Source organism: Glutamicibacter sp. NPDC055354 (assembly GCF_053644955.1).
Map to the genome: position 1 here is coordinate 1,831,780 of NZ_JBSHMB010000001.1, position 26,141 is coordinate 1,857,920.

Genomic DNA, 26,141 nt, shown 5'->3' on the forward strand with positions numbered 1-26,141 from the left:
TCACATAAGGGGATCGGCTTCTGGCTTGAGACTCTTGATCATCAGTCACTCGCAAATAAGGATGTTAAATCCATGGACGATTTGGGCGCTCTCTTCGGAGATATTTCCTCCGTCATTTGGGGACCGTTTGTCCTCATCCCGCTACTTTTGGGCACTGGCCTGTACCTGACTATCCGTTTGGGCGGCCTGCAATTCTTCAAGCTCGCCGCAGCGTTGCGCCTTGGCCTGCTCAAGCGCAAGGATGCCGAGGCAGAAGGCGATATCTCGCAGTTCCAGGCACTGACTACAGCACTGGCCGCCACCGTTGGCACCGGTAACATCGTCGGTGTCGCAACCGCCATCGGCATCGGTGGTCCGGGCGCCCTGTTCTGGATGTGGGTTACCGGCCTGCTGGGCATGGCATCGAAGTACACCGAGGCATATCTGGGCGTGCGCTTCCGCGGCACCGACGCCGCAGGCGAAAAGTCCGGCGGTCCGCAGTACTACTTGGAACGCGGCGTCAAGGGTCCGTTGGGCAAGTTCTTGGCCCTGTTCTTCGCTATCGCTGCCACCCTGGCCAGCTTCGGCATCGGCAACATGACCCAGGGCAACTCGATTGCCGCCAACTTGGATAATTCCTTCCATGTGACCCCTTGGGTTACCGGCGTTATCCTGACCGTGCTGTCCATCGCCGTATTGGTTGGCGGCATCAAGTCCATCGGCCGCGTTACCGCTGGTTTCGTTCCAGTGATGATCGTCTTCTACGTAGCAGCATCGATCTACATCCTGATCGCCAATGTGGGCGGCATTCCTGCCGCCTTCGGCGAGATCTTCACCGATGCCTTCACCGGCACCTCGGCAGTGGGCGGCTTCGTCGGCTCGGCCATCATCATTGCTATCCAGTATGGTGTGGCCCGCGGCATCTTCTCCAACGAGTCCGGCATGGGTTCAGCAGCGATCGCCGCCGCTTCGGCACAGACCACCCACCCGGTTCGCCAGGGCCTGGTCTCCATGACCCAGACCTTCATCGACACCATCATCGTTGTTACCTGCACCGGCCTGGTCATCATCACGACAGGTACCTGGAAGATGCTCGATGGGGAAACCGGCGAGCAGATCTCCGCTGCACTGATGACCGGCCAGGCATTCACCAATGGCCTGCCCGGACAGTGGGGCCACTGGATTGTGACCGTCGGCCTGGTCATGTTCGCCTTCTCCACCATCCTGGGCTGGTGCTACTACGGCGAGCGGAACATCGAGCGCCTCTTCGGCCGCAAGCTCGTGATGCCGTTCCGCATCGTGTTCTCGCTGGTCGTCTACGTAGGCTGCACCACCGAGCTGACCGCCGTTTGGAACTTCTCGGACATGATGAACGGCCTGATGGCGCTGCCGAACCTGATCGGCCTGCTGATCCTCTCGGGCATGGTGGCCCGCGAAACCCGCTGGTACCTCAAGCATGACCCGAAGCTGGAAGCCAACAAGGCGCAGATCGAGGACTTCATGAATGAGCGTCCGGGTTGGGCTGAATGGAAGGCTGGCGACGTCGTCGGTTCCTCGCGCAACCGCGGTGCCCACGAGGCATAGGCTCCGCAAACAGTAAAGAACCCGTCCAGCATCTGATTGATACCAGATGCTGGACGGGTTCTTTGCTATTGGAAGACAGCTAGAGGCTTAGGCGTTCCACAGGCCGTAGGAGTCGGCCAGGTCGGCAATCTTCTGGGCACGGGCCAGACGCGGCAGGTATGAGCCATCGCCCACCGAAGCGCCGGCGGCGTGCGCTTCGAGCAGTTCCATTGCCCAAGACAGCTCGTCTTCGCTGGGTGCCAATGCGGCGTTAATGCCATCAACGTGATCGGTGGACAATGACAGCTTGCCGGTCATGCCCATGGAGGCGGTGATGCGGGTTTCCTCCGTCACCTTGGCGGCGTCGGCACCTGCCGGTGGAGGTCCATCGATAGCGCCAGGCAGCTTGCCTACACGCGAAGCGATCACGAGCCGTCCGCGTGCGTAGGCCAATGCCATCGGGTCGTCGGAGACGCCGGTGTCCTTGCGGAAGTCGTTGATGCCGAACGCCAGGCGGAAGGTACCCGGGGCCGAAGCGATCTGCGTAGCATTCTCGATACCCAAAGCGGTTTCGATCAAGGCCAGGACGGGAGTACCCGCGCGAAGCCGCATTGCGCTGTAGGTAACCTGTTCAGGCTGCTCGGTCATGGCCAGCATGATTCCACGCAGGCCGGGAGTTCCCGACAGCGCGGCAAGATCATCGGCCCAGAAATCAGTGTCAATGCCATTGACGCGTACCCACGCAGTCATGCCATTGGACAGTGCTCGCACTACGTTATCGCGAGCCTGGATCTTCTGGTCGTCAGGAACGGCAGCTTCCATGTCAAAAATCACCGAGTCCGCTTCACAAGCCAGTGAAGGAGCGAAAGTTTCCTCCTTGGCCGCATTGACCAAGAGCCAGGAACGGGACAATTTTGCAGGAAGAGCCGCAGCTCGACGATTTCGGAATGCCATACGTCCTACACTACTCACTCGGCCCTCCAAGCTTCCACTGGCCATGTACAGTATTTGCTTCAAGTGAACCGAAAGGCGCGGAATGCAGCGCTGGAGCAGTCCGGATGCACGACACCAAACTGAACCGGGTAGCCTTCTGCGCAGTGGAGCTGAGCATGGATGCAGTGTTGCCTGCGGCGCTCCACGGGCTCCCGCGTTCTGCCATTTCCGAAATCCGACCGCAGGCTGGAAACGCGGGAATTGATCATCGGTGGTTCTGATTCTGCAGATCAACTGCCTCCCGCTAACTCCATTCGCCGGAACCGGAGGATTTCCTTCGCATAGTTTCCCGTGACTTCATTCTCGGACACAGCCGGCCACCCGGAGGTCCAGCAGCAACCAAATGCCCCATTCAAGTGCAGGTTCTGCCCATCTGGCCACTGCGCGAAGCAGCGGGCTGCCTGCCCGAATCCAGTGGCGTATAACCAACTTCACAACTGTTAAGCTTGCTCGCAGTCCAGGGTGACGAACAAATATAGCTGGTCAATATATCTGCGATAACCTCTTTCAGCGGTCTCGTTCTCCTTCGAAGCAGGCCGTCTCCTTCGAAAAACCGAAGGGATCTGCTCATGAAAGGTGCAGCCGTGGCGAACGATTCCACGCAACTGAAAACCGTTTCCGATGGAACGAATCTTGAGCGCGGACTGTCCAGCAGGCACATCCAGCTCATGGCGATCTCCGGAGCAGTCGGCACCGGACTGTTCATGGGCTCCGGCAAGACCATTTCCGCTGCTGGTCCGTCGGTCATCTTCGTATACATGATCATCGGCTTCATGCTCTTTTTCGTCATGCGTGCCATGGGCGAGATCCTGCTCAGCAACTTGAACTACAAGACCTTCGCAGATTTTGCCGGCGATCTCTTGGGACCTTGGGCTGCCTTCTTCACCGGCTGGACCTATTGGTTCTGCTGGGTCGTCACCGGCATTGCGGACGTAGTCGCGATCGCCCAATATGTCGCCTACTGGTGGTCCGAGATCCCGCTATGGCTCCCGGCGCTATGCTGCATCCTGCTATTGGTCGGGCTGAACCTGCCCACCGTCAAGGCTTTTGGTGAAACCGAGTTCTGGTTCTCATTGGTGAAAATCGTTGCAATCCTGGCATTGATCGTTTGCGGCTTGGCAATGATTGCCACCGGATTCAGTTCTCCCGAGGGAGACACCGCTTCCTTCGCCCACTTGTGGGCGCACGGTGGCATGTTCCCCACTGGTTTCATGGGCTTCGTCGCGGGCTTCCAGATCGCCGTTTTCGCCTTCGTCGGCATTGAATTGGTAGGTACGGCTGCGGCTGAAACCAAGGATCCTGAAAAGAATCTCCCTAAGGCCATCAATTCCATTCCGCTGCGCGTGATCCTGTTCTACGTCGGTGCCTTGACCGTCCTGATGGCCGTCACCCCCTGGTACAAGTTCTCCGCTGATGCATCGCCATTCGTTGGCATGTTCTCGATGGCTGGTTTAGCCGCAGCTGCGGGTCTGGTCAACTTTGTCGTGCTGACAGCCGCCGCTTCAAGTGCAAATTCCGGGATCTATTCAACATCGCGCATGCTGTACGCCCTGTCGCAAGATGGAGACGCTCCGCGGAAGTTCAGCAAGCTTTCTGCCACGCAGGTGCCACGCAATGCGTTGCTGTTCTCCTGCATTTTCCTTCTTGCTGCCGTCGTGCTGTTGTACGCGGGTGACTCCGTAGCCCAGGCCTTCACGTTGGTGACCACGGTGTCTGCCCTGTGCTTCATGTTCGTCTGGTCAATGATCCTTATCAGCTATTTGGCCTTCCGCAAGCGCCGCCCGCAGCTGCATGATGCCTCCAAGTTCAAGGTCCCCGGCGGCATGGGAGCCCCGTACATGGTCCTAGCTTTCTTCGTATTCGTCCTGTGGGCATTGACCACGCAGGCCGATACGCGTGCTGCGTTGCTGGCTACGCCCCTGTGGTTCCTGGTAGTTGGAATGTTCTACCTGAAGGTGCGCAAATCCGATGGCCATCGGGCTCTGCGCGCAGCACATCGGGCAAAAGTCCGCGCGGAGAACGAGGCCGCTGCAATCCATCGGCGAAGCTAGACCCTTGGCAAAGGATGCCAAGGCCTAATTGTGCCGGGCAACTACATATTCGTAAGGGATATCCCTGCCGACGAGTAAGACTTCTAGCAGCCCCAGGCTTTCTCCGTATCTCTGATAAGCCAAGGGCACCTGCTTGCGGATCCCGGTACTGATCTTGGAGAAGTACAACAGTGTTCCGTCCTTCCAGCGGCCGGTGTGCCCGTGGGCGAAAACCTCATTCCATTCCAGCACGGACGCAGAAAATCCGTTGAGCATCTGGATGCTGTCATCCATGTCCAGCCCTCGAACAAGGAATTCTGGGTGCCCGATGCGACTCAGGCCAACGGTGTAGGCAAGCGATGGGCTGATCCGGTCCGACTCAACAAAAATCACTTCATGTCCGTAGTCGCGGATCCGCTGGTCGATCAGGGCTTCCAGTTGCTTGCGTGTCATGCCATTGCACATATCGCACATGGTCAGGTTCCTCTCCTCGGCCTGCTCATCTTTTGACGATGCGGCGCGGTTCCTAGTGAGCAGACTGTTTCTGGATCACGGCGAAGTCCCTGGGTTCCCTGCAATGCAAGGTTCTTATCGGGGTGTCGCCAAGGATCAGACTGGTGACTGGAAGAGTGTGCTGTTCCGCCTCTGGCTCCGAGAAAATGAGCTCGCTAAATAGCGATGTGTTGTGGGTACCCTCGGAAAAGAGTTGTCCGTGCTCGACGACTTGTGACGCCAGATGCGTGAGAAGCCCTAAAACATCATCTTCGTCTCCACCGATACTGACGATTTCAGGATGCCCTCGTTTGGCCAATCCCAGTGTGTACCCCAGGACCTGTTGCTGCTTTGCCATAGTGCTGAGCACTACGGCATACCCCTTCTCTGATATTTCGCGCAGTGCAACAACGCCAAGTAGCTGCATTTCGGGCAACGAGCTGCGGACACTGAGATGGACGCCTTCAGGATTACTCATCGCATTCCTCCTTGGTTGATCTGATGCCAGCAAGTGTGGCGCGAATTCATCGCCCCGGCAGGAACTTTCTACGATTGTGGATATCCCAAGACAACGGCCTCAGAACAGCCCGGCGCATGAAAAAAGCACTGCCCGCAACGAGTCGTTGCAGGCAGTGCTTTTTCGCCAGCTTTTTCTACTTGGCCTTTTCTGCTTCCGCAGCCACAGCCGCGGCTACAGCAGGCATCACGCGGTCATCGGTTGCCGAAGGAATGATGTAATCCGCTGCCAGATCATCGCCAACCAGGTTGGCAATGGCATGGGCCGCCGCGACTTTCATGCCCTCGGTGATCTTCTTGGCACCCGAGTCCAGGGCGCCGCGGAAGATGCCCGGGAAGGCCAGCACGTTATTGATCTGGTTCGGGAAGTCGCTGCGGCCAGTGGCCACCACGGCCGCATACTTCGCGGCAGCATCCGGCATGATTTCCGGGGTCGGGTTGGACAGCGCGAAGATGATGGCGTCCTTGTTCATCTTCGCCACGGCAGCTTCTTCGAAGGTCGAGGAGGAAAGTCCTACTACGACATCCGCGCCGTCCAGTGCCTCGGCCAGGCCACCCATGACATCTTCACGGTTGGTGCGGCTGGCCAGGTCGGCCTTGACCGGATTAAGGTCGTCTCGATCGCGGTGGATGGTGCCACGCGAGTCGAGCACGATGACGTCATCCACGCCGGCCGAAAGCAGCAGGTTGGTGACGGCGACGCCAGCCGAACCAGCGCCGGAGATGACGACCTTCAACGAGCTGATGTCGCGCTTGGTCTGGCGGGCAGCGCCGATCAGAGCTGCCAGCACTACCACCGCGGTGCCGTGCTGGTCATCGTGCATAACCGGGATATCCAGCGCCTCGATCAGGCGCTTTTCGATTTCGAAGCAGCGCGGGGCGGAGATGTCTTCCAGGTTCACGGCGCCGAAGCTCGGGCGCAGGCGAATGACGGTTTCGACGATTTCATCGACGTCGGTGGTGTCCAATACCAGCGGGATCGAATCCAGACCGCCGAATTCCTTGAACAGGGCGCTTTTGCCTTCCATGACCGGAAGCGAGGCAGCGGCGCCGATGTTGCCCAGGCCCAGCACAGCGGTGCCGTCCGAAACCACAGCAACCAGGCGGGAGGCCCAGGTGTGGGTGGCGTGCTTGGCTGGATCATCTGCGATGGCCTGGGATACCTTGGCTACACCCGGAGTGTAGGCAATGGACAGGTCGCGCTTGGTGTTCAGCGGCATTTGCGATGAGACGGAAAGCTTGCCGCCAAGATGGGCGTCGAAAATCTCTTCGTCGGTGATGGTGGACAGGTCTTTAGTGGATTCAACAGACATTGAATAGCTCTTCTTTCAAGAAAGTTCTGATTGACGAAAACGCAGTACCCACGAAATTGGTGGCAGAGCGTAGGAACGCGCATGACCATTCATCCGACCGCAATGGAGCGTGACCCACAGGCAATTAAGGAGGGCGTCAGGCTTCCATGTACACAATTCCCAGAGGGGCTCCGCCGGGTGAGGCTGAAGGATCCGTCATGGTGTGCCGGAAGATGGCTGGTCAGTACTTTCTTTAGACCTACGTTTTCCACCATACGGGAACCGCTTGGCGCTGTACAACCCCCATTCGTCGCATCTGTGTCATAAAGGAGTTGCGACAGGCAGTCCATTTGCAGCGTCATGAGGTGCGCCCGAAGGACATCTCAGGCAAAATAAGGGCCATGGCATCACCGACTTCAGCACTGGGCAGGGTCCGCACCTTCGAGGCGTTAGATGAGAAGACCACCGCGCGGCTACGCCGCGCGCTGGACGAGTCGGATGACACGACTGTGTTCGTCAACGGCACCGCGTTGAAGTTGCCCAAAGAAGCGCACCAGGCGCTGATCGAGGTGCTCTCGCGGTTTGCAGATGGCGAGTCCGTCAGCATCGGCACACCCGAGCTGCTCCTTAATACTTCCCAAGCAGCCCAAATGGCCGGGATTTCCAACAGCTACCTGCGCAAGCTGGCCGATGCGGGGATTATTCCGGTGGAATACCGTGGAACGCATCGCCGCATTCGCCCAAGCGCCATCCAGTCTTGGCTGGATTCCCGCACCGAAACCGAGAAGTGAGCCAACCAGCCGGCGACTACGCCAGCGGCCCGCAGGAAGTCGGATGATGGGATCGCCTGCTGATCAGGGTCCCGGGTTATTCCCTGTTCGCATGGATGGGCGCCTCCCGGTCTTGGGTATTTCCGGGCTTCGGCGGACTGCGTCGAATTACTGGTCCTCTTAGTCCGGCAGTGCTGGCTGGCCGGGAGCTAGCCGCGAAACCTTTCCGAGAAACTTCACGGCCGCGTCAATGCGGCGTTGGGCCAGCTGAAGATCGAGGAACGCAACGCCTCGCCTGGAGCAAAGAATCACGTGGTTGAAAACTCAGCTCTTGCCAAGCCTTGAATTTCCTGCTGGAATACCAAAGTATTCTATTTGAAAACAATTCCTGTGCCGCACCCAGCGCAGGAACCCCGCTCCCCCGCCCCTGGAGCCTTGCCGAGGAGAACCATGACCACCGCATCAGAATCGCTGACCACTTCGCACGAATCCTTGCTATCCGAGCGCGCGGCCGGAATCAAGCAGTCCGCGGTGCGCGACGTCTTCGAGCTCTCCTTGGACCCTTCCTTGGTATCCCTGGCCGGAGGCAACCCCTACCTGCAGCTGCTCCCGCTGGAAAAGGTCGGTGAAATGGCCCGGCGCATCATCGTCGAGCAGGGCCCCGAAGCATTGCAATACGGCTCCGGACTTGGCACTCCTGAACTGCGTGCACAAATTATCGATGTCATGGCAGCTGAAGGCATCACGAACGTGGGGGTCGAAGATGTGGTGGTCACCAACGGCTCCCAGTCAGCACAAGACATGGCCTGCAAGGTCTTCTGCAATCCCGGAGACACTGTGCTCTGCGAAGATCCGACCTACGTCGGGGCCCTGAATACCTTCGAGGCCTACCAGGTGTCCGCCCGCCCCGTGGGCACCGATGCAAATGGCTTGATTCCTGATGCCTTGCGTGCCCGCATCGCCGAATTGCGCGCCGCCGGCGAGCGCATCAAATTCCTCTACACCATCCCGAACTTCAACAACCCATCAGGGATCACTCTGGCGGCCGAACGCCGCCAGGAAATCGTGGACATCTGCCGCGAAGCCGGCATCCTGATCCTGGAAGACAACCCGTACGGAATGCTGCGGTACGAAGGAACTCCTGCGCCTACCCTGCGGAGCCTGGACCCGGAAAACGTCATCTACATGGGTTCCTTCTCCAAGATCTTCGCGCCCGGCCTGCGCATCGGCTGGGCCGCGGTCCCGACCCACCTTTTCCGCCGCTTCTACCTGGCCGGCGAGGCGGTAGCCCTGTGCCCACCGACCTTGAACCAGATGATCATCAGCGCCTACCTCAACGAGCATGACTGGAAGGGGCAGATCACCAAGTACAACGACCTGTACCGTTCCCGCCGCGACGCGATGCTCGAAGCATTGGCCAAGTACCTGCCGGCAGGTGTCACCCACACTCGTCCCGAAGGCGGCTTCTTCGTCTGGTTGACCTTGCCTGAAGGCATTGACACCTACGCGCTGCTGCAGCAGGGCGTGAAGGCCGGGGTCATTTTCATTCCAGGCGCGGCATTCAGCCCGAGCGGCCAAGCCGACAATAAGCTGCGCTTGGCTTTCTGCTCCGTTGACGAGAAGACCATCGACGAAGGCGTCCAGCGACTGTCGGGCCTGCTCAAGAACGAGATCTCCAAACTCTAAGGCCGGAGGCTTGTACCGGGAGCTCATTGCCCGGTACAAATGGCCGCCCTTGAATCCTTGATGGGAAGGTTGCTGTCCGTCTCCTGTCCAAGCCCGCACAGTTCCAAGCCGGGGCCTGGATCTCCGGCTAGCGCTGCGCGAACCGGGAATCCACGGAAATCTCAAGCAGCTTCTGCTCGGTCGCATTCAAGACACGGTGCGCAGGCCATATCGCCCGCAGCTCGCGTAACAGCGCCGGCCCATCAAACGGGATCTCGACGAGCAGCCCCTGCTCCAATTGGCTCTCAACCGCCAAATGGCTGAGCACAGCGGGTCCCATTCCGCGCGCCACGCACTGGCAAATCGTTGCGTTCGAGTTGAAGACAGCGACCGGATTCGGGCGTTCGGCATGGGCAATGTAATCCAAGAATGCCCGGGTGCCGGAGCCTTCCTCGCGTTCTATCAGCGCCGTGCTTTGCAATTCGTGAAGGCTCAGCGGTTCCTTCCGTTGTGCCCAAGCATGTGAAGGCGACGTGACCACGAGCATTTCATCGTGAAGTACCTGCCGGCTTTTCAGGCCCAGAGGAATGTGCGGGGTTTCCACGAATCCTAGTCCCAATTCCTCCTGCTGCACTGCACGAATAACATCTTGGGAATTCATGATCTTCATTCGAGGGATGACTCGTGGCAGGGCACGATGCAGTAGTCCGATCCAATTTGGCGCCAAGAATTCTGCCACCGTCATGCTGGCTCCGAATTCCAGCTCTCCCTCTCCGGTTTCAGCCAGCGCGCGCGCGCCAGCGGCGAAGGCTTCCAGGCTGGACAGGACTTCACGAGCCCACTGGACGGTCAGCACTCCCTCTGCCGTCAAGCGCGATCCGGTGGTCTTGCGTGCCACAAGCTGGTATCCCAGCCGGCGCTCCAACGTTTTCAATGCGCGGGTGGCATTTGGCTGCGCCATCCCGGCCGCACGGGCACCGGCGCTCAGGCTCCCGTGATCGGCGATGCCGACCAGCAACTCCAATGAGGAGGGTTGAATCCAGCGGGCAATGTCTTCGAGAGATGACGAGCTGCTTTCCATATCATGATCATATGTCCGCGATAGCAAGAAGTGGTATACCGCAATTCGCCATGCCGGAGAAGAATTATTTCCATGCACGACTCCACAAGTCCCGTCAAAGAATCTGCCACCTCCAAACGTGACCAGTCCGGACATCGAAAACCTGCTTCGCGTTTCGCTCCGGCTCTTCCGGGACTGCTCCTCTGCCTTGCCGCCGGCATCTTGTGCATGTTCGCCAGCCGCTACATCCATGGCCTGAGCGCCCTGCTGCTGGCTATCCTGCTCGGTGCGCTGTGGCGCAATCTTGCCCCGGTCCCGCAGGCTTTTGCCCCCGGCACGGCAATTGCCGGCAAGAAGCTGCTGCGCCTGGGCATTGTGCTGCTGGGCTTGCAGCTCTCGCTGGGCACCATCCTCGGCCTGGGCCCCGGGGTACTGCTGGTGGTGGCCCTCTCGGTTGGCATCACGTTCTTGGCCACCTTGTGGATCGGCAAGAAGCTCGGCATGGATCTGCCGCAGCGCCTGCTCATCGCCACCGGCTTCTCCATCTGCGGTGCCGCCGCGGTCGCAGGTGCGGAGAACGTCGTCAAGGCCAAGCAGGATCAGGTCGCCACCGCGATCGGGCTGGTAGTGCTCTTCGGGACATTGATGATTCCGCTCATGCCGGCGGTGGGCTTGCTGCTCGGGCTGGATGAACGCAGCATCGGCATGCTCATCGGCGCGTCCACCCATGAGGTCGCACAAGTCGTCGCCGCCGGCGGTTCGGTAGGTGCCGGCGCCTTGGCCGTGGCGGTGACCGTCAAGCTGGCCCGGGTGGTCCTGCTGGCTCCAATCATTGCCGGCGTCGGCGTCTTCATGCGGCGGCGCCAATCGGTGCAAGGCGGCAAGAACCCGCCACTGGTGCCGCTGTTCGTGCTCGGGTTCCTGGTGGCAATGCTGCTGCGCACCACCGGGCTGGCTCCCGAGGCGTGGCTTGCAGCTGCGGCCAGCGCGCAGACGCTCCTGCTTGCCGCGGCCATGTTCGCCTTGGGGCTCGGGGTCCACCTGCGCAGCATCGCAAAAACCGGCGGACGTTCATTCCTGCTGGGGTTGCTGTCCACCTTGGTGATCATCGCCGTGTCGATCGGCGGAACCCTGCTGTTCCCGCCGGCCTAGGCATGGCAGCCATGCGGGCCCGCCGCACCTATTTCGCGCTCCAGCCGCCATCCATGGTGTAGGACGCTCCGGTCACCATGCCCGCGGCATCCGCACTGAGCCAGGCCGCCAGCGAAGCGACTTCCTCTGGCTCAACCAGGCGCTTGATGGCCGATTCGGCAAGCATGATCTTCTGGATGACATCCGACTCGTCAATGCCATGCGAATTCGCTTGATCGGCAATCTGCCGCTCCACCAACGGGGTACGCACATAGCCCGGGTTGATGCAGTTGCTGGTGATCCCGTAGTCGGCACCTTCCAATGCAGTGACCTTCGACAGTCCCTCCAACCCGTGCTTGGCCGCAACGTAGGCGCTCTTGAACGCGCTGGCCCGGAGCCCGTGGATCGAAGAAATATTGATGATGCGGCCGAAGCCGCGCTCGCGCATGCCGGGCAGTGCTGCCCGGATCAACAGGAACGGCGACTCCAGCATGAGCCGATGGATCAGCCTCCAGGCTTCGGGGTCGTACTCATGGATTGGAGCCACCCTTTGCACGCCGGCGTTGTTAATCAGGATGTCGGTATCCACGCTGAGATCTTCCAACGACGCGGTATCCGAAAGATCCACAGCCCATGCTTTTCCGCCGAGCTCGCGGGCCGCTTCTTCAGCGGCCTGTTCATTGAGGTCGGCAATCGTCACAGTGGCACCGGCGTCGGCCAATGCCCGGGCACTGGCCAGGCCTATGCCGGAGGCGCCACCGGTAACCAAGGCGCGGCGCCCCTTCAGACCCTGAGGCCATGGGCCAATTTGTTCCGCCATTGCGCTCATCCTCTGCTCGGCTCCCCTGCGGCTTCCAGTTGCGATGCCCGCAGCTTCGCGCAGGTCTCTGTGATTCAAACTAGGCTCCGCCAGGAATCCGGTCAACGGCATTTGCTGTGCAGATTCCGCAGGTCAATGTGCAAGCATGCACAGCGGTTTCTGCCGGTTGCCCGTTTGCTGTGCGCTGGAAGCTAAGCTGGCTCTCGAAGGCTATTTTCACTTCCAAGAGCCAAGGACATGGTAGGCAATGACGACTTCCCCGATACCTGCGACTCCCGCAGAGGTCCCGATCCGCAAAGCGGCCAGTGTTTTGCTGCTGCGCGAGGCAGCTGGCGGGTTTGAGGTTTTCGTCCAGCATCGCGTGAACACCATGGACTTCGCAGCCGGCATGGTGGTTTATCCCGGCGGCCGAGTTGATGCCCAAGACGGCCAAGCGGTGGCGGCAGGAGAGCTGGATCCCGCCTTGCTCAGCGAGCACGCCCGGCAATGGGCGCGCACCTCGATCCTTGGGGAAGGACCAGATCGCGCGGAGCATCTGGCCGGGGAGATCCTGGCCGCAGCACGTCGTGAAGTCTTCGAGGAGACAGGGCTGCTGCTGGATCCTGGCCAACTGCGCCCCTGGGCCAATTGGGTCACCCCAGCCGGTTTCCCGCGGCGGTTCGATACGTACTTCTTTGTCGCGGCCTTGCGCCCCGGCCAGGAACCAGTCCACCAGACCACCGAAGCGGTGATCTCCACATGGATCAGCCCCCAGGAGCTCTTCGATTCCCTGGAACGCGGCGAGATTAAAATGATGCGCCCCACCCAGCGCACCTTGCGGGATGCGATGGAGCAGGGCAGCATCGAGCAGATCATTTCCATCGAGCCGGCCATCTCATCGGTTCATCCGGATCCCCGCGATTCCCTCTCGGGAAACGCTGTGCGGAATTCGGAAAAGCAGTTCAACGCCTGATTGCCGCCGGTCAGGATTCCAGCAGCGTGCGTCCGACGATGAGCGACATGATCTCGTTGGTGCCTTCCAGGATCTGGTGCACGCGCAGATCCCGGGTGATCTTCTCCATCCCGTAGTCCGCGAGGTAGCCGTAGCCGCCGTGCAGCTGGATAGCGCTGTTGGCGGCGTTGAATCCGGCGTCCGTGGCCATCTTCTTGGCCATCGCGCAGAGGCGGACGCGGTCCGGACTCTTCGCGTCCAGTGCGGCGGCGGCACGGCGCAGCAAGGAGCGGGCGGCTTCCAGCTCCATGTCCATTTCGGCCAGCTTGAAGACCAGCGCTTCCTGTCTGGTCAGCGGTCCGCCGAAGGCCTGGCGCTCCTTCAAATACAGCGCCGACTTCTCCAGCGCGCTCTGCCCGCCACCCAGCGAGCAGGCCCCGATGTTCAGGCGGCCGCCATTGAGTGCCTGCATGGCCATGGAGAATCCCTGGCCTTCCTCGCCCAGCAGGTTGGCGGCGGGAATGCGCACGCCTTCCATGATCACCTGGCGAGTGGGCTGCGCCTTCCAGCCCATCTTCTTTTCGTTCGGCCCGAAGCTCAGGCCCTCGGCATCCCCGGGAACAAGGAAGGCGCTGATGCCGCGCGAACCGGTATCAGCGGTACGGGCCATGACGATGTAGAGCGCCGAGCTTCCAGCTCCCGAGATGAATTGCTTGACGCCGCTGAGCACATACTCGTCACCGTCCTTGCGGGCACGGGTTGACAGGGCCGCCGCATCGGAGCCGACTCCGGGCTCGGTCAGGCAGTAGGAGCCCAGGTCGTCCATGGCGGTCATCGATGGCAGCCATTTGGCGCGCTGCGCGTCGTTGCCGAAGGTGTCGACCATCCACACGACCATGTTGTGGATGGAAATGTAGGCGGCCAAGGTCGGGTCGGCCTTGGCGAGTTCCTCGAAGACCAGCACCGCATCGCTGCGGCTCAGACCGGATCCGCCATGATCTTCAGAAACATAGATTCCGCCCATGCCCAGCTGTCCGGCTTCGGCCAGCACATCCACCGGGAAGTGCTGTTCCTGGTCCCACTTCAGGGCATTGGGAGCAATCCTGGTCTCGGCGAAATCATGGACCATCTCGATCAACGACTTCTGGTCTTCGCTTACTTCAAACAACACCGGCTCCTTTGCCTGCACCTTGCGTCTTTGACCTCAGTCTATGTGACGCAAGATACAATGAGGACCAATAGGATGAGTTCCGAAGCATTCATTTCGAAAGAGTTGGGCTAAGCGCATGCAAATCCGGACAAGCACCGCCGGGGATTGGCCTGGGATCTTCGGCTTCTACCGCAAAATCATGGATGAGGGACAGACCTACGCCTTCCCCCAAGGCCAAACCCTTGAAGAAGCCCGCCCCTGGTGGATGGAGACGCTACCAGGGCAAACGGTCGTTGCCGTGGCAGATGGCAGGATCATCGGCTCGGCCAAGATGGGGCCAAACAAGCCCGGACGGGGAGCCCACATAGCCACCGCGTCCTTCCTGGTCGATCCGGAACGCCGCAATCGCGGCGTGGGACGAGCACTGGGCGAATACGTGATCGACTGGGCCCGGCAGGAAAATTATCACGGTATCCAGTTCAATGCTGTCGTCGAGACCAATGAGGCTGCAGTGCGTCTATGGCAATCGCTGGGCTTCAAGATCCTGGGCACCATTCCGGGCGCCTTCAACCATCCGACCAAGGGGCTGGTGGGCAAGCACTTCATGTTCCTGCCGCTGCGTCCTACTGCTCCACCTGGCCATTAGCCGCGCGCGTCGAACCGCTCACGGGCAGCGAGCACTTTGGGCACATGCTCCTCGGACCACAGGCGCATCATTTCCATGGGTTCCAGGATCCCGCGTCCCAAATCAGTCAGCTCGTAGTCGACCCGCACCGGCACCTGGGCATATACGGTGCGCTGCACCAGCCCGTCGCGCTCCAGGTTGCGCAGGGTATTGGTGAGCACTTTAGGGGTGACCGCGCCGATGCGCTGGCGTAATGCGGAGAAACGTTGCGGGCCGCCAGCCAGGGACAAGAGGACCAGCGGCGTCCATTTATCGCCTAGGCGCTGCATGATTTCACGTGAAGGGCATTGCTGCACGAACACGTCAAAAGAGCCATGGCTATCCATGAGGAAACCTAGTTTCGTTGTAGTGGGCGGTATCTAAAAGATACCATTGTGCCGGACCCAATTTCCCAAGGAAAGAGAACACCATGAAGATTGCAGTTTACGGAGCTACCGGCATGGTCGGCTCGGAAGTCGTTGCCGAAGCCATTTCACGCGGCCATGAGGTCACCTCGGTCTCCCGTTCGGGCAAGGAAATCGACGGAACCACCACCGTGGCCGCCGAGCTGGGCGACGGGGCAACCTACCGCGATCTGGGAAAGAACAACGACGTGCTCGTCATTGCCGTACCGCCATCGCGCACCGGTGGCGACCACCAGGAATACCTGGATGCCTTCGAACAGATCACCGAAACCCTGGTCCCAGCCCGCCTGCTGGTTGTCGGCGGCGCCGGCGCTACCGAGGTAGACGGCGTCCGCCTGGTCGACACCCCGGGTTTCCCGGAGGAATACAAGGCCGAGGCCACCACCTGCGCCGAGGTCTACGACATGTTCACTTCGGTTTCCGGCATCACCTGGACCGTCGTGGCTCCAGCCCCGGTGATCATGCCTGCACGCCGCACCGGCAGCTACACCCTGGGCACCGATTCGCCAGCGGGCGACTTCGTTTCCTCCCAGGACTTCGCCGTGGCGATCCTCGATGAAATCGAAACCCCGGTCCACCAGAACCGCCGCATGACCGTGGCCAGCGAAAAGTAGATCACCTCGCGCAGTGCCGCTAGCCAGGTTTCGTCGGATCGGAGCGATTCGCTCCGATCTGACGAATGCGTTCCAGATGGCTAGAGTTGGTTTGGTCATCACCACTAGTTCATCGAGGTAAGCCCTTCCCCATGCAACGAAACTCGCGCGCGTCCAAGATCCTTGGCTGCGCTATCGCGCTCCCGCTCCTTGGATCCCTTCTAGCCAGCTGCTCGGCAGGGGCAGGACCCGATGCCCCCGCAGAGGAGGCGAAGCCGGTTGCCGGCGGCACCCTGGTCTATGCTTCGGGCGACGCCGAGCCGGCCTGCCTGGATCCGCATGTGGGCGGCAACTACCCGCAAGCCCTGGTGGCAAGCCAGTACCTCGAATCCCTGTTCACCAAGGATGCCGACGGGAAGATCATCCCGTGGCTGGCCGAAAGCACCGAAGTTTCGGATGACGGGCTGACCCGCACCATCACCCTGCGCGATGGGATTTCCTTCACCGACGGCACGAAGCTCACCGCCAAAGCCATCGAAGCCAACATCGAGCACCTGAAGGATCCGAATACCGCGTCCTCCACCGGCTACCTGGCCGTGGGCAAGGTCGTGGATATCGAGATCGCCGATGAGCTCACCGCCAAGCTGACGCTCTCCGCCCCGGATAACGCGCTGCTCGAATCGCTGTCCATGCCATGGACCGCCATCGAATCCCCCAAGGCGCTGGAACGCGACCAGGCGACCAACTGCGCCTCACCGGTAGGCACCGGCCCGTTCAAGGTCGAATCCTGGGAGCACCAGAAGGCCGTGAACCTGGTCCGCAACGAAGACTACGTGCCGCCGGTCAAGAACGCGGAGCGCTCCGATTCCAAGGCCTATCTGGAGGCCATCACCTGGCGCTTCATCCCTGAGGCCGCCACCCGCTACGCAGCCCTGGTCTCGGGCGAAGTCGATGTCATCGACAACGCGCAGCCGGACACCATCGCCACGGCAAAGCAGGACGGCTCGCTGGGCCATCTGGACGCTCCGCGCCCGGGTGCTTCCAACCGCCTGGAGCTGAACAGCTCCAAGGCGCCATTCGATGACCAGCGCGTTCGCGAGGCGTTCATCCGCTCCGTGGATGCCAGCGCCGGCGTCAAGGCCCTCTATTTCGGCACCACCGAGCGCAGCTACTCGCTGCTGTCTTCAGCCGAACCGCTGGGCTACTCCGATGAATCGCTGTTCACCACCGACGTTGCCAAGGCCAACGCGCTGCTCGATGAAGCAGGCTGGAGCGAACGCGACGCCGAAGGCTACCGCGTGAAGGACGGCAAGCGCCTGTCGCTGGACTTCCCGGTCTCCACCAACCAGTCGGTTCCTGCCGAGCAGTCCCTGTTCGAGCAGTTCCAGGCCCAGGCCAAGGCCGTGGGCTTCGAGGTGAAGATCCAGCTGCTGGACCTGTCCAGCTGGTACGGCGCCCTGGCCAAGCACGATTACAACCTGGTCTCGGCTCCCTACACCAAGGTCGGCCCGTCGGTGCTGCGCATCCTGTACCACTCCGACTCGACCGTCCCGGCGCCATCGGGCTACTTCGCCAACAACGCGCAGGTGAAGAACGAGAAGCTCGATGGGATCCTGGCCCAGGCCGAAGAGGCCAACGATGAAGCCCAGCGCGCTGCGCTGTACGAGCAGGCCCAGAAGCTGGTCCTGGAGGGCTACTACGTGCTGCCGCTCTACGACCAGCAGAACCACTTCCTCTACGGCAAGAACGTGCACGGCATCGGCGCCACCACCGCGGTGTCCTCGCCGGTCTACTACGACACCTTCATCACCAAGTAGCACCCCATGGGCACGATTGCTTGGGCCGGGCGCAAGATCGGCGGCGCGCTGGTGGTGCTATGGCTGGTGGCCACCGCCATCTTCATCGCCATCCGGCTGATCCCCGGCGACCCGGCCGAAGCAATCATGGGCGGCCCCGGTTCCCAGGCCTCGGCCGAAGCGCTGGCCGCGGCCCGCGCCGAGTACGGACTGGACCTGCCGCTCATCTCCCAGTACCTGATGTACCTGGGCAAGCTGGCCACCTTGGACTTCGGCACCTCCTATTCGCTCAAGCAGCCGGTCGCCGGCATCATGGGCGATCTCCTGCCCAATACCCTCTGGCTTGCTCTGCTGGCCCTGGCGGCCGCCTGGGTGCTGGCCTTGGGCTTCGCGGCATCGGCCATGCGGGCCAACCGCTTTGGCGCCTGGCTGGGAAATATCGTGGAGATCATTGCCGCCGCCGTGCCGCACTTCTGGCTCGGCGCGGTGCTGATCATGCTCTTCTCCTCGATGCTCGGCTGGCTGCCGGCCGTGGATAACGGCACCGCCCAGGGTTTGGTACTTCCCGTGCTGACCTTGGCATTGCCGCTGGCCGGGTTCCTCACACAGCTGATGCGCGATTCGCTGAGTGCAGCCCTGGGCAGCCAGTTCGCGCTGGCCGCGCGTGCCCGTGGCGAAAGCCGGCTGGCGGTCTTCTGGCGCCATGGCTTGCGCCATGCCGCCTTGCCTGCTCTGGGCCTGACCGGCTGGGCTTTCTCCTCGCTGCTTTCCGGCGCGGTGGTGGTCGAGGCGATCTTCGCCCGTCCGGGCCTGGGCCGCTCACTGCTCTCTGCGGTGCTGGCCCGCGACATCCCCATGGTCACCGGCATCGCATTGTTCTCCGCACTGGTGTACATCGTGGCCATGGCGATTACCGAGGGCATCGAACGCGCCATTGATCCGGCGGGGGCCAGCACATGAGCCGCGCCGCGAAGATCCTCTCGGTTTCCTTTATTGCCCTGTGGGCGCTCATCGCGCTGGCCCCTTCGGTGCTGGCTCCGGGCGACCCATTGGCCATCAACCCGGCCGAGGCATTCAGCAAACCCGGCGCCGCGCATTTCTTCGGCACCGACGAATCGGGCCGCGACATCTATACCCGTGTCATCCATGGTGCCCGCGACTCGCTGGCTATCGGCCTGGCGGCCACGGGATTGGGCATGGGATTGGCCATCGTCTTGGGCACAGCTGCGGCATTGTCCCCGCGCTGGCTCGACGAGATCATCCTGCGCGTGCTCGAAGCGCTCTACGCGATTCCATCCTTGCTGATGGCACTGCTGATCATTGCCTTCACCGGACCCGGTGTCGGGCCGGCCATCGTCGCGGTGGGCCTGTCCACCGCACCGGGATATGCCCGGCTGGTGCGCAGCCAGATCCGCACGCTGAAGAGTTCGGAAATGCTGGAGGCAGCCACCGTGCTGGGCCGCGGCTCGTGGCTGTTGGTCCGCAACCATTTGGTTCCCAACGCCCTCAAGCCCCTGCTGGCGCTGGTGACCTTGGGGATCGGCCAAGCCGTGATCTGGGCTGCTGCCCTGTCCTTCCTGGGCTTGGGCACTCCCCCGCCAGCTCCCGAATGGGGTGCCATGCTTTCGGCCGGGCGCACCTACCTGCACTTCGCGTGGTGGATGAGCTTGTTCCCCGGCTTGGCGATAGTTGTCGTGGCCGCAGGCGCCACGCTGATTGGCCGCGCGCTGGGCGGAAGGGCAAGGACAGCATGAACGAGCAAGCACTGATTACGGTCAAGGACCTTTCGGTCCATTTCGGTTCCACCGTGGCGGTGAAGAACATTTCCTTCACCGTAAAGGCCGGACGTTGCCTCGCATTGGTCGGCGAATCCGGGTCGGGCAAATCCGTGACCGCCCGCAGCCTGCTTGGCCTCTCCGGCGGCACCGTCAGCGCCGCCGAGCTCGCTGTCTGCGGGCAGAACGCCTTGGAGCTCTCCGACCGCGGCTGGCAGCAGATCCGCGGGAATTCGGTGTCCATGATCTTGCAGGATGCGCTGATGGCGCTCGATCCGCTGCGCCCGGTGGGCCGGGAAATCGGTGATGCGCTCAAGGCGCACGGCAAGATGTCGAAATCCGAGCGCCAGCAGCGAGTGCTCCAGGTGCTGGAATCCGTGCGCATGCCCGAGCCCGGGCGCCGTGCCAAGCAGCGTTCCACCGAGCTCTCTGGCGGCATGCGCCAGCGTGCCCTGATTGCCCAGGCCCTGGCCGGCAACCCGCAGGTAGTCATCGCCGATGAGGCAACCACCGCCTTGGACTCGGCGCTGACAGCACTGGTCCTTTCGCAGCTGCGCGAGCTCAAGGAGCAGGGCCGCGGCGTGCTGATGATCAGCCACGATCTGGCCCAGGTAGCGCATTTGGCCGACGACATTGCGGTGATGCGCAACGGTGCAATCGTTGAGGCCGGCAGCACCGGGCAGATCCTGGGCGACCCGCAGCACGAGTACACCCGCCAATTGCTGCGGGCCGTGCCTTCGGGGATACCGCGCTTCGCCCCGTTGTCGGCAGCCAGCAAGCCGTTGACGGCACCACCGCCAGAAGCACCCGCCACTACTGCCCCCGCGTTATCAGCCACGCAGCTGTCCAAAACGTTCGGCAAGCACCAGGCCGTGGATGCGATCAGTTTCGAACTGCCCCGGGGCAAGACCCTGGGCGTTGTCGGCGAATCCGGGTCCGGGAAGACCACCACCGCGCGCATGGTGCTGGGCTTGCAGAAGCCTGATGCAGGCAATGTCCAGCTGCTCGGCGAGCACTTTGCCCCGGCCCTCGAATCCCAGCGCCGAAAGCTGCGCGAACAAATGGGCGCGATCTACCAGAACCCGTTGGGGTCTTTCGATCCGCGCTATTCGGTGGGGCAGCTGCTGGCCGATGCGCTGAGCCGCGGCAAGTCCAAGCGCGCCGCTGAGTACCGCAAGCCGGCGGCTGAACTGCTCGAACAAGTCGAGCTGTCCACCGAATTGCTGGGCCGCAACCCGCGCGAGCTTTCCGGCGGGCAGCGCCAGCGCCTGGCAATTGCCCGCGCGCTAGCGCCCAAGCCGCAGGTGCTGGTCCTTGACGAGCCGGTCTCGGCCTTGGATGTATCAATCCAAGCCACGGTGCTGGACCTGCTGGATCGGATCCAGCTGGACACCGGAACCAGCTACTTGTTCATCAGCCATGATCTGTCGGTGATCGAGCACATGAGCGACTCCGTTGCGGTGATGCATGAAGGCAAGATCATCGAGCAGGGCTCTACGGACCAGGTCTTCGGCGCCCCGCAGCACGACTACACGAAACTGCTGCTTTCGGCGATGCCGCGGTTGCGCTAGACCAGATCCACCATCTGGTCCTTGACCTGCTTGCGCAGGATCTTGCCCAGCAGCGAGCGCGGCATCTCATCGATCTGCACGATGCGCTTAGGCACCTTGTAGGCGGCCAGCAGCTCGCGGCAGTGAGCGCGCAGCGCGTCCTCGTTCAGCCCGCAGCCCTCTTCGAGCTGCACCGCGGCAACCACCATTTCGCCGCCGCGGGCCAACGGCTTTCCGAATACTGCGGCATCGGCCACGTCAGCGTGCTGGCGCAGGGCGATCTCGACCTCGGTCGGTGAAACGTTGAAGCCGCCGGTGATGATCAGCTCCTTTGCGCGGTCCACCACCTGGGCGAAGCCGTCCTCGTCAACGGTGACCACATCGCCCGAACGCAGCCATCCGTCCTCGGTTTTGGCCTTGGCCGTTTCCTCCGGGTTGTTCCAATAGCCCTGGAACACCTGCGGGCCCTTGATCAGCAATTCGCCCGGTTCTCCCTGGGCCACTTCCCGGCTCGGGTCCTCCACGTCCACGACCTTCATCAGTGTCGAGGGGAAGGGCACGCCGATGGTGCCGGTGCGGCGGCTGGGGTGGAATGGGTTGCCCAAGGCCACCGGCGAGGACTCGGTCATGCCGTAGCCTTCCACCAGCAGGCCGCCGGACATCGATTCCCACAGCTCCACCACATGGTCGGGCAGGTTCATCGCCCCGGAGATGCAGTACTTGGCGCTCTTCAGCGAGACGCCGCGCTCCTTGGCCGCCAGGGCGGTGCGCTCGTAGATCGGCGGCACCGCGCAGTACACGGTGGCCGGGGACTTCTTCCAGGCATCCAGGATCATCTGCGGATCGAACTTCGGGAAGAGCACCAGCAGTCCCTGCTTCTTCACTCCGAAGGTCAGGTACAGGGTCATGCCGAAGGCATGGAACATCGGCAGGATCGCGTAGAGGATTTCCTCGCGCTCCTGCGCCCCGAGCATCCAGGCCTCGCCCTGCAAGGCGTTGGAATAGAGGTTGAAGTGGGTGAGCATGGCACCCTTGGGGTGGCCGGTGGTCCCCGAGGTGTACTGGATGACCGCCAGGTCATCGACATCCGGATGCGGGTGGTTCGCATCCAATTGCGCACCGGAGAGCAGGTCCTTCCATGCCACGGTGCCCGAGGTGCGGGCCGTGAGCGACGCTTTGGTCTCGCGCAGCTTCTTGACCGGCAGGTTCAGCGCCAGGCGCTTGACCGCGGGGAAGGCTTCGAGCAGGTTGACCGAGACGATGGAGTCCAGCTGCACGTCCTTGGGGAACTCCTGGACGTTGGCCACGACCTTGTCCCAGGCAATCGCGATGCGCGCCTGGTGGTCCTCGAACTGGTGGCGCAGTTCGCGCGAGGTGTACAGCGGGTTGTGCTCCACCACGACGGCGCCAAGGCGCAGGATCGCGTAGAAGGCGATCACGTGCTGCGGGCAGTTGGGCAGGATCAGCGCAACGCGGTCGCCGGCACGCACGCCGAGCTTGCGCAGGCCCTCGGCGGCCTTGGCTACCTGCGCGCCCAGATCGGCGTAGCTGGTGCGGCGGCCGAAGAATTCGGTCGCCGGACTCTCGCCGGCTTCACGCACGGAGCGCTCGAACATGCGGCTGAGCGGTTCGGTGGGCAGCTCGATTTCGGCCGGGACTCCCGGCTGGTAATTTGCCACCCATGCGGGCGCAGCACTATTTTCCATACCTCCAATCATGCCCTGTAACGAAGCGCGGCGCGATTCCAGGGTTTCCCGGGCGCAAACGACGCGCTGCAGGTGGCGGATCCGCCCGCTGGCAGGAATACCCCGGCACCGCACAGCTGGGATTTTCCTGCGAACACCCGGATCAGGGCAGCGATCGGCGATAGCGTGTGCGTGATTGCACGGCTACGCAACTACCGGGAGGCATCCATGCCAGCACGCCGAAGCAAACGGCTTCCCATCACGCGCCGGCGCGCGGGAACCGGCTTCTTCTATCTGGAAGGGGCACGCACGGTGAAGGACCAGCACCTGCTGGATCGGATCAAGCAATTGTCGATCCCGCCGGCATGGAAACAGGTCCAGATCGCGGCCAGTGCGCGGGCCAAGGTCCAAGCTCGCGGAATCGATGCGGCAGGACGCACCCAGATGATCTACCACCCCGATTTCCGCGAGCGGCAGGATGCCGCCAAGTTCGACCGGTTGCCGGCGTTCGGCCGCGCACTGCCCAATCTCCGCCGCCAGCTGCTGCGGGATCTGCGCCGGGGAAGAAACGACAAGGACAGGGTCACTGCGGCCGTGGTCTTGCTGCTGGATCTGCACCTGCTGCGCATCGGCACGCACGCCTACTCGCGCGCCAACCAATCGTTCGGGGCCGCTTCGCTGCGAGCCAAGCATCTGGAGGTCCAAGGGCATTGCGCCACCCTCGAGTTTCCCGGCAAGAGCGGCCAGCAGCAGCATGTGAAAATCAGGAGCCGGCGACTGGCACGAGTACTGGTCCAATTGCGCGATCAGCCGGGCTACGAGCTTTTCCGCTACCTGGATGACGATGGGCACTCGCACTTGCTCCAGCCTGCGCAAATCAACCGGTACCTCGAGGAGCACCTGGGTAGCGGATTCACCGCCAAGGACTTCAGGACCTGGGGCGGCAGCTTGGCGGCTTTCAGGGCACTGGTCGAGGCTCCCGCCTCGGCTATGGCTGCCGATGATGCCAGGAATCTGCGCAAGCTGGCCATCGAGCAGGCCGCCGGAAAACTGGGCAATACTCCCGAAATCGCGGCCGGCTCCTATATCGATCCCCGTGTGCTGGAGCTGGCGGACGATCCGGAAAAATTGGCGGCGCTGCGCCGTTCCAAGCGGCAGCTGGGGACCAAGAACCATATGGATCCGGCTTCGCGCTGCCTGCTGCGGTTCCTCGAAAGGGCCAGCTAGGTTCAGAATCTAGAAGTTCAGTCCGCGGGCCGCTACATCCCATACCTCGCTGGTGCCGTCCTCATGCACTGCCAGCACGTTGTCGACCAGGTTCACCGCGACGCAGACATGGTTCGGGATGACGTGGAGCTGCTCGCCGTGGGCCGGCAGATCCAAGTGCTCGGGCCACAGCACGGTGGCGTGATGCTCCGATAGTGCGCTGATGCGGGCTTCAGGGCACTGGGCAATGCGTCCGTATCCGGTGGCCCAGGCCGGGCGGTCGCCTCCGAGCACCTTGCTGCCGGCGTCCAGCACGATGCGCCGGGGAATCTGCCCATCGCCTTCATGGCGGCTGATCACGGTGGACGCGACGGTCAGGGAAATATCCTCCCAGCGCACGCGCCCCAGCTCGAACTGCTGCGCATCGCCGAAGACGTACACCCCTGGACGCACCTCGGTCAGCACCGAGTTGTCGCTCAGTTCGGCGGTCGGGGTGGAGCCCCCGCTGATGCGTTTGATGGCATGCCCGGCCTCGCGCAGCAGGCACGCCGCTTCGGCCAGGGCCTTGTGCTCATCGTTGAGTGCCGCGTCGATGCCGTCCGGCGAGTAGCTGTGGCCGGGGAAGGTGAAGATCCCATGCACGCGCATGCCTGCCGCACGGGCGGCATCGGCTATTGCCACCGCGCCTTGCGGGCTGGTGCCGCTTCGGTGATGGCCGCTGTCGATCTCGATGACGAGCTTGATCTTGGAGGCCTTCTCCCCCAGCATCCTGGCCATCTGCTGCACGGCCTGGACAGAGTCCGTGCCGATGCTCAGCTTGGCACGGCGCATCAGCTCCAGGATGCGTGCCGCCTGGGATTCATTGACCCACAGAGGGTAGGCGATGAAGATCTTCGCGACCCCGTGCAGCGCAAACGCGAGGGCTTCGCCGACAGTTGCCACGGTGAGTCCGGCGGCACCGGCGTCCATCTGGCGTTCGGCGATTTCATGCATCTTATGCGTCTTGGCATGCGGGCGCAGTTTCAGGCCCTGGCTCGCCACCCGGTGGGCCACCCGGTCAATGTTCTGCTGGAGCTTCGCTACGTCAACGATGACCTGCGGGGTGTTGATTCCGGCCGGGATAGTGCCCAAATTTTCCGTCCTTCTGCACTTGGCTGCGTCACGGGGAATCCTGGAAATAGGCATTCCCGCCGATCTGAAAGATTACCGCAGGAAGCTTTGTACAGGGGAAGGAAAAACTAGCGTGGCAGCGTGCTTGACCGGGCCGACAGCTTGGTGGACAGCTCGTGCGCGTGGTGCAGCAGGAGATTGCCCAGCTCTTCGCGGCGGTCCGCTTCAAAGCGAGTGTGGATCCCGGTCAGGCTCAGTGCCCAGGCAGGCTGTCCCGAGTTGTCGAAAACCGCAGCACCCATGCCCCAGCTGCCCTCGACGATCAAGCCGGGGTTGACCGAATAGCCCAGCTGGCGGGTTTCGGCGACCTTTTTGCGCAGCTCTTCGCGCGAATGCGCCGGCCCATATCCTGGCTCTAGATCGGCATCGCGCAGGTAGCGCTCAATGCCCTGTTCAGGCAGGAAAGCAAGGATCGCGATTCCGGCCGAAGCGACTCCCAGCGGGAAGCGCCGTCCTTCATACAGCACGAACGAGCGGATGGGAAAGGCTCCATCCTGGCGCAGCAAGCACACGGTTTCGTCCCCTCGCCGCGCCGAGAGGAACGCACTTTCCCCGGTCGCCTCGGCCAGCGCGGCAACATGCTCGCGGGCCAATTCGCTGATGTCGTAGCGCTCGGCTGCCACCGCGCCCATGAGGTAGAGCTCGGGGCCAAGCAGCCAGCGGCCGGTGCGATGATCGTGGTCGCAGAATCCTTCGGTGGCCAACGCGCTGAGCAGGCGATGCACGGTGGGCCGGGCCAAACCGGTGCTCCGGGCCGTTTGCGTCGTGGTGATGCCCTCGGGCATTGCGGTGCTCACGGTGCGAAGCACGGCGGCCAGCCGCCCTACGACTTGGGTTCCAGCCGGGGAATTGCTCATGACCACATTATGGACGATCGGTTCCGGG

The 26,141-nt window shown here is 62.2% G+C and carries 24 protein-coding genes; 13 read left to right on the forward strand and 11 right to left on the reverse strand.

Annotated elements, in window-relative coordinates; all coding sequences use genetic code 11:
• Positions 1-72: 72 nt before the first annotated feature.
• Positions 73-1,563 carry an alanine/glycine:cation symporter family protein gene (locus ACWICV_RS08515; protein ID WP_133834052.1) on the forward strand — a complete coding sequence of 497 codons (1,491 nt, stop codon included), beginning with the start codon at positions 73-75 and terminating at the stop codon, positions 1,561-1,563.
• 87 nt (positions 1,564-1,650) lie between these two features.
• Here ACWICV_RS08515 and ACWICV_RS08520 read toward each other — a convergent pair whose 3' ends face one another.
• Positions 1,651-2,496, reverse strand: coding sequence for an HpcH/HpaI aldolase/citrate lyase family protein (locus tag ACWICV_RS08520; RefSeq protein WP_105656257.1), 846 nt, complete (start codon positions 2,494-2,496; stop codon positions 1,651-1,653).
• A gap of 608 nt (positions 2,497-3,104) precedes the next feature.
• Between ACWICV_RS08520 and cycA the strand changes: the two genes are divergently transcribed.
• Complete coding sequence (gene cycA / locus ACWICV_RS08525; RefSeq protein ID WP_454090449.1) at positions 3,105-4,586, forward strand: D-serine/D-alanine/glycine transporter; 1,482 nt, start codon at positions 3,105-3,107, stop codon at positions 4,584-4,586.
• A 24-nt stretch (positions 4,587-4,610) separates the two neighbouring features.
• On the opposite strand, the gene ACWICV_RS08530 is transcribed toward cycA, so the two are convergent.
• From ACWICV_RS08530 to ACWICV_RS08540, 3 genes are all read right to left on the reverse strand, one after another.
• Positions 4,611-5,018: a DUF4262 domain-containing protein gene (locus tag ACWICV_RS08530; protein WP_181148764.1), complete on the reverse strand. Its 408-nt coding sequence runs from the start codon at positions 5,016-5,018 to the stop codon at positions 4,611-4,613.
• 73 nt (positions 5,019-5,091) lie between these two features.
• A complete protein-coding gene (locus ACWICV_RS08535) occupies positions 5,092-5,535 on the reverse strand; it encodes a DUF4262 domain-containing protein (protein WP_454090448.1) in 444 nt (147 codons plus the stop codon).
• Positions 5,536-5,710: 175 nt separating this feature from the next.
• Complete coding sequence (locus tag ACWICV_RS08540) at positions 5,711-6,886, reverse strand: NAD(P)-dependent malic enzyme (RefSeq protein ID WP_332727036.1); 1,176 nt, start codon at positions 6,884-6,886, stop codon at positions 5,711-5,713.
• A 380-nt stretch (positions 6,887-7,266) separates the two neighbouring features.
• On the opposite strand from ACWICV_RS08540, the gene ACWICV_RS08545 reads away from it, so the two are divergent.
• On the forward strand, positions 7,267-7,656 hold the full coding sequence (locus ACWICV_RS08545; protein ID WP_105662004.1) for a helix-turn-helix domain-containing protein: 390 nt from the start codon (positions 7,267-7,269) through the stop codon (positions 7,654-7,656).
• 429 nt (positions 7,657-8,085) lie between these two features.
• On the forward strand, positions 8,086-9,321 hold the full coding sequence (locus tag ACWICV_RS08550; protein WP_454090447.1) for an aminotransferase-like domain-containing protein: 1,236 nt from the start codon (positions 8,086-8,088) through the stop codon (positions 9,319-9,321).
• 127 nt (positions 9,322-9,448) lie between these two features.
• Here ACWICV_RS08550 and ACWICV_RS08555 read toward each other — a convergent pair whose 3' ends face one another.
• Entirely contained in the window at positions 9,449-10,381 is a 933-nt protein-coding gene (locus tag ACWICV_RS08555) for a LysR family transcriptional regulator (RefSeq protein WP_454090446.1), read from the reverse strand.
• 72 nt (positions 10,382-10,453) lie between these two features.
• Between ACWICV_RS08555 and ACWICV_RS08560 the strand changes: the two genes are divergently transcribed.
• A complete protein-coding gene (locus ACWICV_RS08560) occupies positions 10,454-11,512 on the forward strand; it encodes a YeiH family protein (RefSeq protein ID WP_402473585.1) in 1,059 nt (352 codons plus the stop codon).
• A gap of 28 nt (positions 11,513-11,540) precedes the next feature.
• Here the strand turns inward: ACWICV_RS08560 and ACWICV_RS08565 are convergent, their stop codons facing one another.
• Positions 11,541-12,311, reverse strand: coding sequence for a 3-hydroxybutyrate dehydrogenase (locus ACWICV_RS08565; RefSeq protein ID WP_332498844.1), 771 nt, complete (start codon positions 12,309-12,311; stop codon positions 11,541-11,543).
• A gap of 247 nt (positions 12,312-12,558) precedes the next feature.
• On the opposite strand from ACWICV_RS08565, the gene ACWICV_RS08570 reads away from it, so the two are divergent.
• On the forward strand, positions 12,559-13,263 hold the full coding sequence (locus ACWICV_RS08570; protein ID WP_402473586.1) for an NUDIX hydrolase: 705 nt from the start codon (positions 12,559-12,561) through the stop codon (positions 13,261-13,263).
• Between the two features lie 10 nt (positions 13,264-13,273).
• Here ACWICV_RS08570 and ACWICV_RS08575 read toward each other — a convergent pair whose 3' ends face one another.
• Positions 13,274-14,410, reverse strand: coding sequence for an acyl-CoA dehydrogenase family protein (locus ACWICV_RS08575; protein WP_332488881.1), 1,137 nt, complete (start codon positions 14,408-14,410; stop codon positions 13,274-13,276).
• Positions 14,411-14,528: 118 nt separating this feature from the next.
• Here ACWICV_RS08575 and ACWICV_RS08580 point away from each other — a divergent pair, with 118 nt between their 5' ends.
• Positions 14,529-15,038 (forward strand): N-acetyltransferase family protein, encoded by a 510-nt coding sequence (locus tag ACWICV_RS08580; RefSeq protein WP_454090445.1) that lies wholly within the window; start codon positions 14,529-14,531, stop codon positions 15,036-15,038.
• Here ACWICV_RS08580 and ACWICV_RS08585 read toward each other — a convergent pair.
• Complete coding sequence (locus ACWICV_RS08585) at positions 15,035-15,403, reverse strand: winged helix-turn-helix transcriptional regulator (protein WP_454090444.1); 369 nt, start codon at positions 15,401-15,403, stop codon at positions 15,035-15,037. The genes ACWICV_RS08580 and ACWICV_RS08585 overlap by 4 nt on opposite strands.
• 83 nt (positions 15,404-15,486) lie before the next feature.
• Between ACWICV_RS08585 and ACWICV_RS08590 the strand changes: the two genes are divergently transcribed.
• The 5 genes from ACWICV_RS08590 to ACWICV_RS08610 all read left to right on the forward strand — a co-directional run bounded on the left by ACWICV_RS08590 (position 15,487) and on the right by ACWICV_RS08610 (position 21,216).
• Entirely contained in the window at positions 15,487-16,095 is a 609-nt protein-coding gene (locus tag ACWICV_RS08590; RefSeq protein WP_454090443.1) for an NAD(P)-dependent oxidoreductase, read from the forward strand.
• A 131-nt stretch (positions 16,096-16,226) separates the two neighbouring features.
• Positions 16,227-17,891 (forward strand): ABC transporter substrate-binding protein, encoded by a 1,665-nt coding sequence (locus ACWICV_RS08595; protein WP_454090442.1) that lies wholly within the window; start codon positions 16,227-16,229, stop codon positions 17,889-17,891.
• Positions 17,892-17,897: 6 nt separating this feature from the next.
• Positions 17,898-18,830: an ABC transporter permease gene (locus tag ACWICV_RS08600; protein ID WP_454090441.1), complete on the forward strand. Its 933-nt coding sequence runs from the start codon at positions 17,898-17,900 to the stop codon at positions 18,828-18,830.
• Positions 18,827-19,624, forward strand: coding sequence for an ABC transporter permease (locus ACWICV_RS08605; RefSeq protein WP_454090440.1), 798 nt, complete (start codon positions 18,827-18,829; stop codon positions 19,622-19,624). Before ACWICV_RS08600 ends, ACWICV_RS08605 begins: the two co-directional genes overlap by 4 nt.
• On the forward strand, positions 19,621-21,216 hold the full coding sequence (locus ACWICV_RS08610) for a dipeptide ABC transporter ATP-binding protein (protein WP_402473590.1): 1,596 nt from the start codon (positions 19,621-19,623) through the stop codon (positions 21,214-21,216). Before ACWICV_RS08605 ends, ACWICV_RS08610 begins: the two co-directional genes overlap by 4 nt.
• On the opposite strand, the gene ACWICV_RS08615 is transcribed toward ACWICV_RS08610, so the two are convergent.
• Entirely contained in the window at positions 21,213-22,901 is a 1,689-nt protein-coding gene (locus tag ACWICV_RS08615) for a long-chain-fatty-acid--CoA ligase (protein WP_454090439.1), read from the reverse strand. The two genes, ACWICV_RS08610 and ACWICV_RS08615, sit on opposite strands and share 4 nt — an antisense overlap.
• A 207-nt stretch (positions 22,902-23,108) precedes the next feature.
• Between ACWICV_RS08615 and ACWICV_RS08620 the strand changes: the two genes are divergently transcribed.
• Complete coding sequence (locus ACWICV_RS08620; protein WP_454090438.1) at positions 23,109-24,107, forward strand: DNA topoisomerase IB; 999 nt, start codon at positions 23,109-23,111, stop codon at positions 24,105-24,107.
• Positions 24,108-24,116: 9 nt separating this feature from the next.
• Here ACWICV_RS08620 and ACWICV_RS08625 read toward each other — a convergent pair whose 3' ends face one another.
• Both ACWICV_RS08625 and ACWICV_RS08630 read right to left on the reverse strand, forming a co-directional pair.
• Positions 24,117-25,217: an alanine racemase gene (locus tag ACWICV_RS08625; protein WP_454090437.1), complete on the reverse strand. Its 1,101-nt coding sequence runs from the start codon at positions 25,215-25,217 to the stop codon at positions 24,117-24,119.
• 107 nt (positions 25,218-25,324) lie between these two features.
• A complete protein-coding gene (locus ACWICV_RS08630) occupies positions 25,325-26,113 on the reverse strand; it encodes an IclR family transcriptional regulator (protein ID WP_105656236.1) in 789 nt (262 codons plus the stop codon).
• Between the last annotated feature and the right edge of the window lie 28 nt (positions 26,114-26,141).

Excerpts from the sequence above, each read along its gene's own strand:
- ACWICV_RS08585 (WP_454090444.1), bottom strand. The coding sequence starts at position 15,403 with ATGGATAGCCATGGCTCTTTTGACGTGTTCGTGCAGCAATGCCCTTCA.
- ACWICV_RS08560 (WP_402473585.1), top strand. The coding sequence starts at position 10,454 with ATGCACGACTCCACAAGTCCCGTCAAAGAATCTGCCACCTCCAAACGT.
- ACWICV_RS08570 (WP_402473586.1), top strand. The coding sequence starts at position 12,559 with ATGACGACTTCCCCGATACCTGCGACTCCCGCAGAGGTCCCGATCCGC.
- cycA (WP_454090449.1), top strand. The coding sequence starts at position 3,105 with ATGAAAGGTGCAGCCGTGGCGAACGATTCCACGCAACTGAAAACCGTT.
- ACWICV_RS08550 (WP_454090447.1), top strand. The coding sequence starts at position 8,086 with ATGACCACCGCATCAGAATCGCTGACCACTTCGCACGAATCCTTGCTA.
- ACWICV_RS08535 (WP_454090448.1), bottom strand. The coding sequence starts at position 5,535 with ATGAGTAATCCTGAAGGCGTCCATCTCAGTGTCCGCAGCTCGTTGCCC.
- ACWICV_RS08595 (WP_454090442.1), top strand. The coding sequence starts at position 16,227 with ATGCAACGAAACTCGCGCGCGTCCAAGATCCTTGGCTGCGCTATCGCG.
- ACWICV_RS08600 (WP_454090441.1), top strand. The coding sequence starts at position 17,898 with ATGGGCACGATTGCTTGGGCCGGGCGCAAGATCGGCGGCGCGCTGGTG.
- ACWICV_RS08590 (WP_454090443.1), top strand. The coding sequence starts at position 15,487 with ATGAAGATTGCAGTTTACGGAGCTACCGGCATGGTCGGCTCGGAAGTC.
- ACWICV_RS08630 (WP_105656236.1), bottom strand. The coding sequence starts at position 26,113 with ATGAGCAATTCCCCGGCTGGAACCCAAGTCGTAGGGCGGCTGGCCGCC.
- ACWICV_RS08615 (WP_454090439.1), bottom strand. The coding sequence starts at position 22,901 with ATGGAAAATAGTGCTGCGCCCGCATGGGTGGCAAATTACCAGCCGGGA.
- ACWICV_RS08515 (WP_133834052.1), top strand. The coding sequence starts at position 73 with ATGGACGATTTGGGCGCTCTCTTCGGAGATATTTCCTCCGTCATTTGG.
- ACWICV_RS08530 (WP_181148764.1), bottom strand. The coding sequence starts at position 5,018 with ATGACACGCAAGCAACTGGAAGCCCTGATCGACCAGCGGATCCGCGAC.
- ACWICV_RS08610 (WP_402473590.1), top strand. The coding sequence starts at position 19,621 with ATGAACGAGCAAGCACTGATTACGGTCAAGGACCTTTCGGTCCATTTC.
- ACWICV_RS08605 (WP_454090440.1), top strand. The coding sequence starts at position 18,827 with ATGAGCCGCGCCGCGAAGATCCTCTCGGTTTCCTTTATTGCCCTGTGG.
- ACWICV_RS08555 (WP_454090446.1), bottom strand. The coding sequence starts at position 10,381 with ATGGAAAGCAGCTCGTCATCTCTCGAAGACATTGCCCGCTGGATTCAA.
- ACWICV_RS08565 (WP_332498844.1), bottom strand. The coding sequence starts at position 12,311 with ATGGCGGAACAAATTGGCCCATGGCCTCAGGGTCTGAAGGGGCGCCGC.
- ACWICV_RS08580 (WP_454090445.1), top strand. The coding sequence starts at position 14,529 with ATGCAAATCCGGACAAGCACCGCCGGGGATTGGCCTGGGATCTTCGGC.
- ACWICV_RS08540 (WP_332727036.1), bottom strand. The coding sequence starts at position 6,886 with ATGTCTGTTGAATCCACTAAAGACCTGTCCACCATCACCGACGAAGAG.
- ACWICV_RS08620 (WP_454090438.1), top strand. The coding sequence starts at position 23,109 with ATGCCAGCACGCCGAAGCAAACGGCTTCCCATCACGCGCCGGCGCGCG.
- ACWICV_RS08545 (WP_105662004.1), top strand. The coding sequence starts at position 7,267 with ATGGCATCACCGACTTCAGCACTGGGCAGGGTCCGCACCTTCGAGGCG.
- ACWICV_RS08520 (WP_105656257.1), bottom strand. The coding sequence starts at position 2,496 with ATGGCATTCCGAAATCGTCGAGCTGCGGCTCTTCCTGCAAAATTGTCC.